The organism is Cobetia sp. L2A1 (assembly GCF_009796845.1).
Taxonomy (GTDB): domain Bacteria; phylum Pseudomonadota; class Gammaproteobacteria; order Pseudomonadales; family Halomonadaceae; genus Cobetia.
Genome location: NZ_CP047025.1, coordinates 802,508 through 816,847, shown reverse-complemented (window position 1 = coordinate 816,847; position 14,340 = coordinate 802,508). Strand labels below are relative to the sequence as shown.

The window sequence follows — 14,340 nt, the reverse complement described above, 5'->3', positions numbered from 1 at the left end:
GGCTAATTTGCCTTCTCGCATTGCCTCACGGCTTGTGTGGCAGCGCCAGATATTCGCGCGACTGCATTTCCTGCAGTCGCGACAACGTGCGCTGAAACTCGAAATCGAGATTTCCGCCGGTATAGAGGTTCTCGACCGTCATCTCGGCGCTCATCAACAGCTTCACGCCGCGATCATAGAATTCATCGACCATATTGATGAAACGACGTACCTGATCATCACTATCACGCCCCATCTGCGGCACTTCAGAGACCAGCACGGTATGAAACTCACGTGCCAGCTCGATGTAGTCATTCTGGCTGCGCGGACCATCGCACAGTTCATCAAAATGGAACCACACCACATCTTCGTGACGGCGAAGTGCGTGCAGGACGCGATGATTGATGCTCAAGCCTTCATCATGATGGCCCTCTGCACCGGCAATGGAGCGAAATTCACGCGCCAACTTCGCTGCACTTTCATCGTTCAGCGGACTATGAAACAGCTCTGCGTGTTCCAGAGCGCGCAGACGATAATCAATACCAGAATCAACGTTGACCACGGTGCAATGACGTTTCACCAGTTCAATCGCAGGCATGAAGCGTGCCCGCTGAAGACCATCCTTATAGAGATCGTCCGGTACGATATTGGAAGTGGCGACCAGCACCACACCCTGACGGAACAATTCTTCAAACAAGGTAGCCAGAATCATGGCGTCAGTGATGTCCTTGACGAAAAACTCATCAAAGCAGATCACTCTCGCCTCTACCGCGAACTTGGCTGCGACGAGTGTCAGCGGGTTCTTCTCGCCCTTGTAGTGGCCAAGCTCGTTATGAACGCGCTGCATGAAACGATGAAAGTGCGTACGCATCTTGTCGGCGAAGGGCAAACTTTCGTAAAAGGTGTCGACCAGATAGGTCTTCCCACGACCCACACCGCCCCAGAAGTAGAGCCCCATGATATCAGGCGCTTTATCGACGACTGCCGGCTGTGCTGGCTTGCCGAACAATCGACGCACCTTGGAACCTAATCCGCTGTTGCCCGTGGCATCCGCGAACTTGCCAGGTGTCTGGCGCGGTGTATGCACCAACTCGTCATAGAGTCGCTGCAGATGGCGGACCGCATCTTCCTGGGCGGCATCGTAGGCAAAATCATCACGACTGAGATCTGCCTGGTACTTCTCGAGGGGCGTAAGTGCTGGCATGGAGAAACCCGGTGCAGGCCAGACCCAGCAAATCGCTGCGACTGACACGGAAAGGACGAAGATCACACCTGAACCGGTATAACCGACAGGCAAGGACGAATTTGCGCGGCATTATACGCCCTCAACTGCGCTTTACCCACTGCCGTGCATGCAAATCCACGAGGCAACATCATGGGAAAGACCAGGAATTGCCAGGCAAATATCGACGTTTTTACGTCATGCCACGCACCGAACCCCCAAGGTATCCCGCAAGGTGAATTGACGCATCGCGCCATCACACCGATATAATGGCCCGCGAACATCTTTCAAACGCAAAGGGCGCGCTGGTAACAGCACCTGCCATTGGCGAAAGCGAAGAGCATGGGCTCTGTTGGACCTTGGAGCGATCATAATATCGACATGCTTGAATATTGGCACTGTGCCCCAGCGGTGATGATCACCGCAGTCGTGACACAAGGAGAGCGACGTGAACGAGAGCAATATTGACTGGATCCTGGCCATCGCCTGTTTTCTGGCTGGCATCGGTATCGGCGCCTTGTGCTACCACCTGCTGAATGCCAACGTGGCGCGCAATCAGAAAACTCGTCAAAAACTGGCAGAACGTGAACTGGAACTCACTCAGTTTCGTGATGCACTCAATGACCATTTCGCCAAGGCAAGCGATCTGACCGACCAGATTCAGCGTTCCGGCAACGAACTGCGCCAGCACCTGGCCAGCGGTGCCACCACTCTATGCGATGACAGCCAGCTCAAACGTCGCCTGCTGGACACCGACACCAGCGAAGAAGCAAGCGAGGACGACAACTTCGATTTGCCGCGTGATTACGCAGACAATCGTGGCACGCTGTCTGAAGACTTCGGACTCAAGCCGCAGCCCGAAGATACCGATGCTGCACCGGCCACTCCGCCACGCATCTAATGTGTATCGCTGCCGCCTTTGCAGAAAAAAAGACCGCCCTCAGGGGCGGTCTTTTTTTGTTTCGTTAACACCATCAAGCCCTCGTTCTGCCCTCAGGCCGGGTTATTGATATCCACGAAACGATGCTCGAGTCCGTACTCCGCTGCCAACCACTCCCCCAACGCCTTCACTCCATCCCGTTCGGTGGCATGGTGACCTGCGGCGAAATAGGTGACGCCTTCTTCACGCGCATCATGAGTCGTGCGCTCGGATATCTCACCAGACAGAAACGCATCAACACCGGCATCAATGGCAAGCCCTAGATAATCCTGAGCGCCCCCCGTACACCAGGCGATTCGCTTTATCGGTCGATCATGCCCTGCCACCACCAGCACGTCACGACCTAAACGCTCACTAAATTCCGTACCTAGCGCGATGCTATCCAGCCCGTCTCCTGCCCCCTCCTTCTCAGCCATCAGCTCATCTGACAGTCGCCCGGCATGAACCAGCCCACGACCGATAACGCCATCGAGACATCCTTCGCTGACAAGCCCGAGACGCTCTGCGAGACGTGCATTATTTCCCAGCGTTGGATGCGCATCCAGGGGCAGGTGATAGGCCGCCAGATTGATATCATGCGTCAAGAGCGTCTTCAGGCGGCGACGCTTCATGCCTGTCACCTGTGCCTGCTCGTTCTTCCAGAAGTAGCCGTGATGCACCAACACCAGATCCGCTTGCCAGGCGACCGCTTCATCCAGCAAGGCCTGACAGGCAGTGACGCCGCTCATCACGCGCCGTACATCACGCCGTCCTTCTACCTGTAGACCATTGACGGTGTAGTCCTTGAAGGCCTTGGCCTCCAAGCAAGCATCCAAAGCGTCAATCAACGTGTCACGATCAGCCATTGGGCCTCCAGCAGTCAGGATCATCGGGTGTTACACTTGCGCTTATTGTAACGGTGCAACGGTGCCATGTAAGCGTGCCCCCCCTCTCGCCATTTTCAGTAGGGCATGGCACGTAATATTCAGTTTCTTTATCTCTGTGCCCGCCAAACGCCAACTGGCTCTGCGGGCTTTTCATCAGGATTCACGATGCCTCAGATGCGCCGATCTCTTCGCAGCTCTTTATTGCCCTTGCTCTGGCCTGTTGTCACGGGTGTTCTTCTGGCCATTGTCGTTCTTGATCGCTTCCCGACATTAGGCCTTGACGACATGCCGGCGACAGCGCAAGACGGTCAATCGATTGTCGAGCCTTACCCTGCGCCAGTCTCACAGCAAGTGCTGCCAGCCCCGAGCCTGACATTGTCTGCAGCACAGCGTGAGGAGTCGGCCGACCCGATATTGCGCGAAGCCCCGCCGCTACAGCGCAACAATGGCCCTGCCAGCTATCAGACGGCTGTAGATGCCGCTGCGCCCGCCGTCGTCAACATCTACTCATCACGCAAGGTCAATGACGATAGCAAACATCCGCTGATGTCTGACCCCTTCTTCAATCAGTTCTATGGTGACGACAAGGTGCGCAGCCAACGCATGCTATCGAGCCTGGGGTCTGGCGTCATCTTGTCCAGTGATGGCTACATTCTGACCAACAATCACGTCATTCAAGGCGCTGACCAGATTCAGGTCGCCTTGCGTGATGGACGCGAGACACTGGCCAAGGTGGTAGGTGTGGATCCGGAATCTGACATCGCTGCTCTGAAAATCGATCTCGACAACCTGCCCACCGTAGCGATTGCAGATTCCACGCAGGTGCATGTTGGTGATGTAGCGCTGGCGATTGGTAATCCCTTCGGCGTCGGCCAGACCGTCACCATGGGCATCATCTCGGCGACTGGGCGCAATCACCTGGGGCTGAACGCCTACGAGGACTTCATCCAGACAGATGCCGCCATCAACCCGGGTAACTCCGGCGGTGCACTGGTCAATACCGATGGCTCACTGGTCGGTATCAATACCGCCATCTACTCGCGCTCAGGCGGATCACAAGGCATCGGTTTTGCCATCCCCGCCAACCTGGCGCGCGAAATCCTCGAGGCACTGGTCGATCATGGACGTGTGATTCGTGGCTGGCTCGGACTAGAGGTACAGGAGCTGACGCCGTCACTGGCCAATTCCTTCGGCCTCAGCGCACCACAAGGTGTGGTAGTCGCTGCCGTATTGCGTGATGGCCCCGCAGCACGCGCAGGACTGAAACCTGGCGACATCCTGATCGGTATCGGCGGCAAGCGCCTGCTCGATGCACGATTGGCCATGGCAGACATTGCTGCCGTCAAACCCGGCAATACCTTGGAACTGCGTATTTTACGTAACGGCGAGGCTCAGGATATCGACGTCAAGGTGGGTGAACGACCCATCCCAGACAACACGCCGCCGCCGGTAGAACAAGGCGAGAACCGTCAGGGCTGAGCATCGTCAATACAAGACTTCGAACGAGCCATTTGCAGCCACGCCACCCACACAGAAGCGCCCGCCACGAAATTCGTGGCGGGCGCTTCTGTGTCGTTCAACTGCTATCTCAATAGCCAGCTGCTGATCACTGAGAGTCGACCTCGATCAATCGATGATACGGTTCTCGGCACTGCGTGCATGCGCCGTGAGCGACTCACCACGCGCTAGCACAGCCGCGGTACGCCCCAGACTCGACGCCCCTTCAGGTGAACACTGAATCAGCGAAGAGCGCTTCTGGAAGTCATAGACCCCCAGCGGCGAAGAGAAGCGTGCCGTGCCAGACGTCGGCAACACATGGTTAGGGCCTGCACAGTAATCTCCCAGCGCTTCAGAGGTATGCGCCCCCATGAAGATAGCGCCAGCGTGACGTACACCCTCGACCCACTCTTCCGGGTTCACAACCGACAGTTCCAGGTGCTCCGGCGCGATCCGATTGATCAGCTCAAGCGCCTCTTCCGGGCCACTGACGCGGACCAATGCGCCACGCGCACGCAGAGAGGCGAGGATGATTTCAGCTCGCTCCATGGTAGGAGCAAGGCGCGTAATGGCTTCTTCCACTGCCGCCAAGTGCGCATCATCCCAACCAATGAGGATTGCCTGAGCATCTTCATCGTGCTCGGCTTGAGAAAATAGGTCCATCGCAAGCCAATCAGGGTCCGTCACACCATCGCTGACCACCAGAATTTCGGACGGACCGGCAATCATGTCGATACCGACCTGCCCGAAGACAGCACGCTTGGCTGTCGCGACATAGATATTACCGGGACCAACGATCTTGTCGACACGCGGCACTGTCTCGGTGCCGTAGGCCAGCGCTGCTACCGCCTGTGCACCACCAATGGTGAAGACACGATCGATACCTGCCAGATGCGCCGCTGCCAATACAAGATCATTGACCACTCCATCAGGCGTCGGTACCACCATGATGATTTCGCGTACACCGGCGACATGTGCTGGAATCGCATTCATCAGCACGGAAGACGGATATGCCGCTTTCCCTCCCGGGACGTAGATACCGGCGCGATCCAGAGGCGTGACTTTCTGGCCGAGTAAACTGCCGTACTCATCACGAAACGACCAGCTCTCCGGCTTCTGATGCACGTGATAGACCCGCACGCGCTCGGCTGCCACCGCCAACGCTTCACGCTGTGCATCAGGCAACTCGGCATATGCCTTGGCCAAACGCTCAGCGCCAATGACAAGTTCCGACATGCTGGAGACATTCAATCGATCAAAGCGATTGGAGAACTCCACCAGCGCTGAATCGCCTTCCGCCTTGACCCGCGCAAGGATGTCGGTGACACGATGCTGAACCTCGGCATCAGAAACCCCTTCCCAGGACAGCAGATTATCAAGACGTGAAGCAAAGTCGGTATCACGGCTATCGAGCCGGTTGATCAGAGTATCCATGCGAACCTCATATATATCTTGGGCAGAGAAGGCTGAACGGGACGGGCGTTTCCAGCTGCCATGGCCGTCTAGGCGACCTTGTAGGGTAAAATCCGATCAATGCCTAGGTGCCGCCGTCTCAACTCTCGCGGCGCGCTTCCACGGCCTGACGCAGACGATCAATCAGCGGTTTGAGGCGATCATGCTTCATGGTCATGGCCGCCTTGTTGACTACCAGGCGCGTACTGATATCGGTGATCAGCTCACGCGGCTCCATGCCATTGGCCCGCAAGGTATTACCGGTATCGACAATATCGACGATCTCATCAGCAAGATTCATCAACGGTGCCAGCTCCATCGCACCATATAGTTTGATGACCTCTGCCTGAATACCTTGCTCGGCGTAGTAGCGACGCGCCACGTCGACAAACTTGGTGGCGACGCGACGACGCGCGCCCTGCTGCAGCTGACCCACAACCCCGGCAGTCATCAGCTGGCACTTGGCAATTTCCAGATCCAATGGCTCGTAAAGACCTTCAGCTCCATGCTCGAGCAGTACATCCTTGCCAGCAATCCCGAGATCAGCAGCGCCAAGCTGGACATAGGTCGGGACGTCTGTAGCACGAATGATGACAAGCTTGACGTCAGGAAGATTGGTATCGAAGAGCAACTTGCGGCTCTTGCTCAGATCTTCAAGCGGCTCGATGCCGGCATCAGCCAGCAGCGGTAGGGTTTCCTTGAGGATACGTCCCTTGGAAAGGGCGACGACCAGTTGCTTGCTCATGGGGTATTCGCCCGTGCTTGTGTAGAAGAATTCGCCGTAGAGTTCTGTTCAGAAGAACTCAGCAATCGCCGCCGACATGAATATGCCAACGGCGACGTGGCGCAGGTAAAGAGAGTATGGAGTGGCGAAAACACCAGCTCAGCCCGTGGTACGACGGATAAGTACGCCAAGCCCCGAGAGTTTCTCTTCAATACATTCATAGCCACGATCAATGTGATAGATGCGATCTACCATTGTCTCGCCATTCGCGACGATAGCGGCAATGACGAGCGACGCCGAAGCACGCAGGTCAGTCGCCATCACCGGAGCACCGGACAAACGTTCAGTGCCAGTCACCACCGCAGTATTACCCTCGAGCGTGATATGCGCGCCCATGCGATTGAGTTCCTGTACGTGCATGAAACGATTCTCGAAGATGGTCTCGATCACGGTGCTGGTACCCTCCGCGACCGCATTCATCGCCACGAACTGCGCCTGCATGTCAGTAGGAAATGCTGGGTACGGCGCGGTACGGATATTGACCGCTTTCGGGCGTTTGCCGTGCATGTCCAGCTCGATCCAGTCATCACCGGTCGTGATGGTGGCACCGGCTTCTTCCAGCTTGGCCAACACCGCGTCGAGAGTATCGGCGCGCGTCCGGGTGACACGTACCTTTCCCCGTGAAGCAGCAGCAGCGACAAGGAAGGTGCCTGTCTCAATACGGTCTGGCATCACTGAGTATTCGCAGCCATGCAGTTTCTCGACACCTTCGATAATGATGGTGTCAGTGCCGTGGCCTGTGATTTTTGCGCCCATGGCGATCAAGCACTGAGCCAGGTCGACGACTTCCGGCTCACGTGCCGCGTTCTCGAGCACGGTGCGGCCATCAGCCAGGGTCGCGGCCATCAACAGGTTTTCCGTGCCAGTGACGGTAACCACCTCAAAGACGATGCGTGCGCCCTTGAGACGTCCAGTCGGTGCCTTGGCACGGATGTAACCATTCTCAACCGTAATCTCGGCACCCATGGCTTCAAGACCACGAATATGAAGGTCCACCGGACGCGAGCCAATGGCACAGCCACCCGGCAGCGAGACTTCAGCACTGCCGAAGTGCGCCAGCAGCGGGCCCAGCACCAGAATAGAGGCACGCATCTTCTTGACCAGATCGTACGGTGCGTGACAGTGCTCGACCTTCGAGCCATCAAGCTGCACAGTCATGTTGTCGCCCATCACCGGCTCGACACCCATGCGCCCGAGCAGCTCTAGACTGGTGGTGATGTCCTGCAGATGCGGCAGGTTGCTGATGGTCACGGGACCTTCCGAAAGCAGGGTCGCCGCCAGAATAGGCAGTGCCGAATTCTTGGCGCCGCTGGCCCAGACTTCCCCGTTGACCGGCCCGTTGCCGGTGATGATCAGCTTGTCCATGAAATGTTCCGGTCAGCCCTGAGCGTTGCCAGCGGCAGCATCATACTGCGCCGGGGTATAAGTACGAATGCTGATGGCATGCAGCGCGCCAGAGCGAATTTCGTCATTGATTGCGGCGAACACTAGCTGCTGCGCCTTGACGCGACTGAGGTCAGCGAAGACCTCACCCACGGCGACGACCTGGAAGTTGCAGCCTTCACCCTGGATATGAAAATCGACGTTCTCGATTCGAGCCTCGAGCAGGGCTTTGACATCATTGGGTTGCATGACGGGCAGTGACTCCTTCGCTGTGCGTGTCGGGGTCAGTGAATATGACCGATACAATATGACCCCACATGGTAATCAAAAGCGCGCGGGAACGCGATTGGCAGGAGGCATCCGGCCCTTCACGTTCCCGCGCGGCGTAGTAACAACTGACGAGAACCTATTGGCAGAGCTTGTCACGAAAGGGCTTGCCAAAATAGCGGCCAAGACACCCTATCGAGCCTTGTCGGCCCTTCAGGCGGTGTCGATCGAGACGGAGGCTTGTGTTGGCAACGCGCTGCTGCCCAAGCCCGGCAAGAGGCTTTCAAGCCCCGAGACCGCCGCCAGGCGATGAAGTGCAGGCGATAGACGCAGGTGTACGATATGCCCCGAATGATCCCCCAGGTGACGCTGCCATTCGAGCAATACGCTCAAGGTGGCAGTACTGGCGCTCTCGACGCCCCGCAGATCGATGGACACGCCATCACTGCGACACCCCAACCATTTCTTGCCAGCCTCGGCGAGCTCAGCGGCATTGTCAAAGTCTGGCTGACCACCCAGCGTCAGCTGGGCATCATCTGCCTCAAGCTTTATACCATCGCTATCAAAGAGTGTTTTCATGGTCATATCGCCACTGACAGGACTCAGCTCTTGCTGTTGCCCTTGTCCTCCGCAGCCGTCTTGTCGAGATCGACATCAGGCTGCCAACCGTGGATCACAGCATCAATATCGCGACCATTGTCACGCATGGCTTGATCGAACTGATTACGGAAGGTCAGCCCCAGATTGACGCCATTGACGATGACATTGACTACCTTCCATTCATCGTTACGCAGACGCATGGAGTAGGCGACCGGATAGACCTTGCCCTTGGTATCGATCACGTCCATGTAGACAGTGTCCTGATCTTCGTAACGACGATCACCGTCGCTATCCTTCACTTCAAGCTTGGCGTAATCGAAGCTCACCAGACCCTTGGCATAGGTGCCGATCAGCGTGTCGTGGAAGACCTTGGAAAATTCAGTACGCTGCGACGGCGAGGCAGCCTTGAAGTACTTGCCCATCACACTGGCAGCGATATAGCGATAATCGACGACAGGCTCCAGCGCAGTATCGACCAGCCCTTCCAGCTCTTCGATATGATCCTTGTAATAGCTTTCACGGCTATCGATGGTCTTGGTCAACCCTTCGACAGTATCACGCACCAACACGTCAGGTTCTTGAGAAGCAGCGAGTGCCAGCGGGCTCATTGCCATCAGGGCCGACAGGCTAAGCACGCTCAGCGGACGAATCAGCTGCTTGAGGAAATAGGTCATCAGGTTTGCTCCTTGAAAGTGTGCATCGCGCGAACGGCGAGTCAGGATTGCGTCAGCGTTTCGAGAAATACCCGAATCAATTCTTCGAGAAATTGGAGACGAACTGCTGGATCAACTCTTCCAGCACTAGCGCCGACTGGGTGTCGCGAATGGTATCGCCATCTTTCAGCATTTCGGGATCTCCTCCGGTACTGAGGCCAATATACTGCTCACCCAACAGACCTGAGGTCAGGACGGCAGCCGTGGTGTCCTTGGACAATTTACCCTTGAGACTGCTGTCCAGCTTCATGGTGACACGCGCATCGAACCACTTCGGATCCAATGCGATACTTTCGACGCTACCGACGGCAACACCTGCCATGGTGATCTTTGACCGCGCCTTGAGGCTTCCTATCCCTGAAAAGTTGGCATTGAGCACGAAGGTGTCGTCCGCTTGCTGGAACGTAACCCCGCTGACACGCAGGCCCAGAAACACCATGCCCAGAAAACCGGCGAGTATAAACAGGCCCACGCCAAATTCGACCATGCGGGTACGTTTCATCCAATATCTCCAAACATGACGGCAGTCAGGACGAAATCGAGCCCCAGCACCGCCAGCGATGAATAAACCACAGTACGTGTGGTCGCGCGTGAAATGCCTTCCGAGGTCGGAATCAGGTCGTAGCCCTGGAAGACGGCGATCCAGCTCACCACCAATCCGAAGACCAGTGACTTGACGACGCCATTCATGACATCACCGACAAAATCGACATTCGACTGCATGCTGCTCCAGTAGGCCCCTTCATAGATGCCGAGCCAGTCGACACCGACCAGCTTGCCACCCCAGATACCGACAACACTGAAGCCGATGGTCAGCAGCGGCAGAGAAACAAAGCCAGCCCATAGCCGCGGTGCGACGATACGCTTCAGGGGATCGACCCCGATCATCTCCATGCTGGTCAGCTGCTCAGTCGCCTTCATCAGACCAATCTCGGCCGTCAGCGCAGAGCCGGCACGCCCTGCGAACAGCAACGCTGCCACAACAGGGGCCAGCTCTCGCAATAGCGACAGCGAGACCATCTGACCAAGCGCTTCTTCGGCACCAAAGCCCACTAGAATGGTGTACCCCTGAAGCGCCAGCACCATGCCGATGAACAGTCCCGACACCAACACGATAGCCAGCGACAACACCCCCACGAAGTGCATCTGCCGCACCCACAGCCCGATACCTTCACGGGAAGGAATGCCGACACCGGCCTGTACCAGCAACATGCCAGCGCGACCGACGGCCGCAATGACATCAATACTGCCACGGCCCAGTGAAGTGATGGAGCCCAGCAGCCCACGATTCAGCGCACTCATGACGACTGCCTCCTGCTTGATGACTCCGATGACGGCTCATGCCCATCGAGAATATCGTCTGCAAAGTCCGGCGCGGGATAGTGAAACGGAACCGGCCCATCGGGCTTACCGTGAATGAACTGAGCCACGCGGGGATCTGCATCGGCATCAAGTTCTGCAGGCGTCCCTTGTGCCATCACCTTGCCGTCGGCAATGACATAGACATAATCGGCGATGGTCAGCGTTTCCTTGATATCGTGGGAAACGACCAATGCTGTCATGCTCAATGCATCGTTGAGGCGACGAATCAAGTTAACCAGCACCCCCATAGAGATGGGGTCCTGTCCGGCAAACGGCTCGTCATACATGATCAGATCAGGATCCAGCGCAATGGCACGTGCCAATGCGACACGCCGCGTCATGCCACCGGAAAGCTCAGCTGGCATCAGCTCCCGCGCACCTCGCAAGCCAACAGATTCAAGCTTGATCAGCACGATGTCACGAATCATCGCGTCGGGGAGGTCAGTGTGCACACGCAGCGGGAAGGCCACGTTCTCGAACACACTGAGGTCAGAAAACAATGCACCGCTCTGAAATAGCATGCCCATGCGGCGACGCATGCGGAAGAGCTCGCGACGCGACAAGGCATGTACCTCTTGCCCTGCAATGTCGACGCGCCCTGCGGAGGGCGTCAACTGTCCGCCGATCAGCTTGAGAAGCGTGGTCTTGCCCGTCCCGGAGGGGCCCATGATGGCGGTAATCTTGCCGCGGGGAACCTTGATATCGATACCGGAGAAAATTTCGCGTTCGCCCCGGGTAAAACGCAAGCCTTCGACACGAATCAGCGCATCATCGAGATCAATGCCGCTTCCCGCGCCCATGGAGGATGGCGATGCATCCTGGTCGCCCGCACCCTGGCCGTTCATATCGGCCGGTGTTGCGGTCTGACCGGGCAATTCAGTCATAAAAGCATCCGCTGTGAGGGAATATCGACACGCAGAGCAAATCGCTTGCAGCTCGTAATCACGCCGAATGTCCGAGTCATGAGATCCAAGGATCAAGTTAGTTAGCGAACATCGTATCCGAACCCACCCCCCTGCCGCCAGTCTCATACGTCAGTGATGCACCCCGTTACCTTGCAAAGCCTCTAGGGGATGCGTTTAATGACGCGGTTCCCGGCGATATCCACTGCCCTACCTCCTACTTCGAGAGTCCAGATGCTATATCCCATTCTTGCAATCGTTCTTGGCCTGATCGGCCTTGTCTGGAGCGCTGACCGTTTCGTCGATGGCGCTGCCGCCACAGCCCGCCGTGCCGGCATGAGCAAACTGCTGATCGGGATGACCATCGTCTCCGTCGGGACCTCAGCGCCGGAAATCGTCGTCTCCATCATGGCATCTCTCGATGGCACCCCGGATATCGCGACAGGTAACGCCCTAGGCTCCAACATTGCCAACATCGGCATGGTACTGGGGGTGACAGCACTGGTCGCACCGATTCCAGTGCACTTTGGACTGGTACGCCGCGAATTGCCGCTATTGCTGGCAGCTACTGCACTGGCGGGATACGCCCTGTCCGACAGCGCCTTGAGCCGTATTGATGGCATCCTGCTGCTGGCACTGCTGGTCTTCACGATCGTATGGTTATTCAAGGGAGATACAGCGAGCGAAGAAGGAACCGACGACGAGATTCCCGACATGACAGCTGGGCGCGCCATCTTCTGGCTGCTTGTCGGCCTGGCAGTCCTGATCGCCAGCTCACATGCGCTGGTATGGGGTGCCACCGACATCGCTGAAGCGCTCGGCGTGCCTGATCTGATCATTGGTCTGACCGTCATCGCCATCGGCACCAGCCTTCCAGAACTGGCTGCCAGTGTCGCCAGTGCACTCAAGCGTCACCACGATATCGCGATCGGTAACATCATCGGCTCCAACCTCTTCAATATCCTGGCGGTATTGCCGATGCCAGGTCTGATAGCACCGGGCCTTGTCGATGGCAGCGCCATCAGTCGTGACTACCCGGTCATGCTGGGGCTGACCCTGCTATTGGCCGCTCTACTTGTCTGGCAGCGTCGCGGCAAGATCGGACGCGGCCCCGGTGCCATTCTACTCGGCAGCTACCTGGCCTACACCGCCTGGTTGGCCTTCAGTCTGACTAGCTGATTCAGCACAATCTCCATCATCGCCGTGTGGGGGAAGGCACGCTTCTCGCACGGCTTGAGTCCTGGCCACACACAGGCAACAATCTGATCATGACCGAGTCTTTCAGCACCCAGCACGCCACGCCCAGTGCCGCCGACACCGATTTTCGCGCTAGTGCACGACGCACCTTCGCGATTGAGGGCGCTGCTATCCTCGCGCTCGAACATCAACTCGATGCGGACTTCGATAGCGCCTGTAAATTGATGCTGGCCACGCAAGGCCGTGTCATCGTCACCGGCATGGGCAAGTCAGGCCATATTGCGAGCAAGATCGCCGCGACACTGGCCAGTACCGGCACCCCTGCCTTCTTTGTGCATCCGGGCGAAGCCAGTCATGGCGATCTCGGCATGATCACACCGGCCGACGTGGTGCTGGCATTGTCCAACTCTGGCGAGACGGCTGAAGTAACCGCCCTGCTGCCGCTGCTCAAGCGCATGGGGACACCGCTGGTATCGATGACCGGCAAGCCAGGCTCGACACTGGCGCGTGATGCCGATGCACATCTGGATACGAGTGTTGCGCAGGAAGCCTGCCCGCTGAATCTGGCGCCAACGGCTTCGACAACCGCTGCACTGGTCATGGGTGATGCGCTTGCTGTGGCGCTACTTGAAGCACGCGGCTTCACTGCCGAAGAATTTGCCCTCTCGCATCCGGGGGGCACCCTTGGTCGCCGCCTGTTGTTGCGCGTTCAGGACGTGATGCACAAGGGCAATGACCTGCCACGTGTGGCACTAGGCAGTCCACTGCGCGACGCACTGCTCGAGATCACTCGACAGGGCATGGGCTTTACCTGCGTCATTGATGCAGACGAACATCTGGTCGGCGTCTATACCGATGGTGACCTGCGCCGCACACTGGATCAACATGGCGATCTACGCGCGCTCAAGGTCGATGATGTCATGACACGCGGCGGCAAGACCATCCGTGCCAGCATGCTGGCCGCAGAGGCGGTACGCATCATGGAAGAAAACCGTATCAGCGTTCTGGTAGTCTGTGATGAGGATGAGCACCCTATCGGGGCAATCCATATGCACGGCCTGCTGGCCAGCGGCGTGATCTGAACCACTGGGCGTGAGTGCTGTCTTCCAAGGCATCAATATGATGCAGAGATCGATGTCATCACGGCCACCACGTGCAGCTACCATGCTTCACCAA

Annotated in this window: 15 protein-coding genes; 4 read left to right on the top strand and 11 right to left on the bottom strand. The window is 57.4% G+C overall.

Annotation, left to right across the window (positions count from 1 at the left end):
- Positions 1-25: 25 nt before the first annotated feature.
- Entirely contained in the window at positions 26-1,183 is a 1,158-nt protein-coding gene (gene zapE / locus GQR90_RS03525; protein ID WP_158772908.1) for a cell division protein ZapE, read from the bottom strand.
- Between the two features lie 466 nt (positions 1,184-1,649).
- Between zapE and GQR90_RS03520 the strand changes: the two genes are divergently transcribed.
- Positions 1,650-2,102 carry a YhcB family protein gene (locus tag GQR90_RS03520; protein WP_158772907.1) on the top strand — a complete coding sequence of 151 codons (453 nt, stop codon included), beginning with the start codon at positions 1,650-1,652 and terminating at the stop codon, positions 2,100-2,102.
- Between the two features lie 92 nt (positions 2,103-2,194).
- Here the strand turns inward: GQR90_RS03520 and GQR90_RS03515 are convergent, their stop codons facing one another.
- On the bottom strand, positions 2,195-2,986 hold the full coding sequence (locus GQR90_RS03515; protein ID WP_158772906.1) for a Nif3-like dinuclear metal center hexameric protein: 792 nt from the start codon (positions 2,984-2,986) through the stop codon (positions 2,195-2,197).
- A gap of 195 nt (positions 2,987-3,181) precedes the next feature.
- Here GQR90_RS03515 and GQR90_RS03510 point away from each other — a divergent pair, with 195 nt between their 5' ends.
- On the top strand, positions 3,182-4,486 hold the full coding sequence (locus GQR90_RS03510; RefSeq protein ID WP_158772905.1) for a S1C family serine protease: 1,305 nt from the start codon (positions 3,182-3,184) through the stop codon (positions 4,484-4,486).
- Between the two features lie 147 nt (positions 4,487-4,633).
- On the opposite strand, the gene hisD is transcribed toward GQR90_RS03510, so the two are convergent.
- From hisD to GQR90_RS03465, 9 genes are all read right to left on the bottom strand, one after another.
- The gene (gene hisD, locus GQR90_RS03505) at positions 4,634-5,938 is read right to left on the bottom strand and encodes a histidinol dehydrogenase (protein WP_158772904.1); all 1,305 of its coding nucleotides are present in this window, start codon (positions 5,936-5,938) and stop codon (positions 4,634-4,636) included.
- A gap of 118 nt (positions 5,939-6,056) precedes the next feature.
- Positions 6,057-6,701 (bottom strand): ATP phosphoribosyltransferase, encoded by a 645-nt coding sequence (gene hisG, locus GQR90_RS03500; protein ID WP_158772903.1) that lies wholly within the window; start codon positions 6,699-6,701, stop codon positions 6,057-6,059.
- Between the two features lie 138 nt (positions 6,702-6,839).
- Complete coding sequence (gene murA, locus GQR90_RS03495; protein WP_158772902.1) at positions 6,840-8,105, bottom strand: UDP-N-acetylglucosamine 1-carboxyvinyltransferase; 1,266 nt, start codon at positions 8,103-8,105, stop codon at positions 6,840-6,842.
- 12 nt (positions 8,106-8,117) lie between these two features.
- On the bottom strand, positions 8,118-8,372 hold the full coding sequence (locus GQR90_RS03490) for a BolA family protein (protein ID WP_158772901.1): 255 nt from the start codon (positions 8,370-8,372) through the stop codon (positions 8,118-8,120).
- 231 nt (positions 8,373-8,603) lie between these two features.
- Complete coding sequence (locus GQR90_RS03485; protein WP_158772900.1) at positions 8,604-8,969, bottom strand: STAS domain-containing protein; 366 nt, start codon at positions 8,967-8,969, stop codon at positions 8,604-8,606.
- Positions 8,970-8,992: 23 nt separating this feature from the next.
- Positions 8,993-9,664: an MlaC/ttg2D family ABC transporter substrate-binding protein gene (locus GQR90_RS03480; protein ID WP_158772899.1), complete on the bottom strand. Its 672-nt coding sequence runs from the start codon at positions 9,662-9,664 to the stop codon at positions 8,993-8,995.
- 76 nt (positions 9,665-9,740) lie between these two features.
- On the bottom strand, positions 9,741-10,205 hold the full coding sequence (gene mlaD, locus GQR90_RS03475; protein ID WP_158772898.1) for an outer membrane lipid asymmetry maintenance protein MlaD: 465 nt from the start codon (positions 10,203-10,205) through the stop codon (positions 9,741-9,743).
- The gene (gene mlaE, locus GQR90_RS03470) at positions 10,202-11,005 is read right to left on the bottom strand and encodes a lipid asymmetry maintenance ABC transporter permease subunit MlaE (RefSeq protein ID WP_158772897.1); all 804 of its coding nucleotides are present in this window, start codon (positions 11,003-11,005) and stop codon (positions 10,202-10,204) included. The genes mlaD and mlaE overlap by 4 nt, the downstream gene beginning before the upstream one ends.
- Positions 11,002-11,865, bottom strand: coding sequence for an ABC transporter ATP-binding protein (locus GQR90_RS03465; RefSeq protein WP_158775281.1), 864 nt, complete (start codon positions 11,863-11,865; stop codon positions 11,002-11,004). Before GQR90_RS03465 ends, mlaE begins: the two co-directional genes overlap by 4 nt.
- A gap of 336 nt (positions 11,866-12,201) precedes the next feature.
- On the opposite strand from GQR90_RS03465, the gene GQR90_RS03460 reads away from it, so the two are divergent.
- Positions 12,202-13,146, top strand: a complete 945-nt coding sequence (locus GQR90_RS03460; protein WP_158772896.1) for a calcium/sodium antiporter — start codon at positions 12,202-12,204, stop codon at positions 13,144-13,146.
- An 89-nt stretch (positions 13,147-13,235) separates the two neighbouring features.
- The gene (locus GQR90_RS03455) at positions 13,236-14,246 is read left to right on the top strand and encodes a KpsF/GutQ family sugar-phosphate isomerase (RefSeq protein WP_158772895.1); all 1,011 of its coding nucleotides are present in this window, start codon (positions 13,236-13,238) and stop codon (positions 14,244-14,246) included.
- Positions 14,247-14,340 lie beyond the last annotated feature (94 nt).

Coding starts and splice junctions, on each gene's coding strand:
- GQR90_RS03455 (WP_158772895.1), top strand. CDS start 13,236: ATGACCGAGTCTTTCAGCACCCAGCACGCCACGCCCAGTGCCGCCGAC.
- GQR90_RS03465 (WP_158775281.1), bottom strand. CDS start 11,865: ATGGGCGCGGGAAGCGGCATTGATCTCGATGATGCGCTGATTCGTGTC.
- hisG (WP_158772903.1), bottom strand. CDS start 6,701: ATGAGCAAGCAACTGGTCGTCGCCCTTTCCAAGGGACGTATCCTCAAG.
- mlaE (WP_158772897.1), bottom strand. CDS start 11,005: ATGAGTGCGCTGAATCGTGGGCTGCTGGGCTCCATCACTTCACTGGGC.
- GQR90_RS03510 (WP_158772905.1), top strand. CDS start 3,182: ATGCGCCGATCTCTTCGCAGCTCTTTATTGCCCTTGCTCTGGCCTGTT.
- GQR90_RS03460 (WP_158772896.1), top strand. CDS start 12,202: ATGCTATATCCCATTCTTGCAATCGTTCTTGGCCTGATCGGCCTTGTC.
- GQR90_RS03480 (WP_158772899.1), bottom strand. CDS start 9,664: ATGACCTATTTCCTCAAGCAGCTGATTCGTCCGCTGAGCGTGCTTAGC.
- mlaD (WP_158772898.1), bottom strand. CDS start 10,205: ATGAAACGTACCCGCATGGTCGAATTTGGCGTGGGCCTGTTTATACTC.
- GQR90_RS03490 (WP_158772901.1), bottom strand. CDS start 8,372: ATGCAACCCAATGATGTCAAAGCCCTGCTCGAGGCTCGAATCGAGAAC.
- GQR90_RS03515 (WP_158772906.1), bottom strand. CDS start 2,986: ATGGCTGATCGTGACACGTTGATTGACGCTTTGGATGCTTGCTTGGAG.
- murA (WP_158772902.1), bottom strand. CDS start 8,105: ATGGACAAGCTGATCATCACCGGCAACGGGCCGGTCAACGGGGAAGTC.
- zapE (WP_158772908.1), bottom strand. CDS start 1,183: ATGCCAGCACTTACGCCCCTCGAGAAGTACCAGGCAGATCTCAGTCGT.
- hisD (WP_158772904.1), bottom strand. CDS start 5,938: ATGGATACTCTGATCAACCGGCTCGATAGCCGTGATACCGACTTTGCT.
- GQR90_RS03485 (WP_158772900.1), bottom strand. CDS start 8,969: ATGAAAACACTCTTTGATAGCGATGGTATAAAGCTTGAGGCAGATGAT.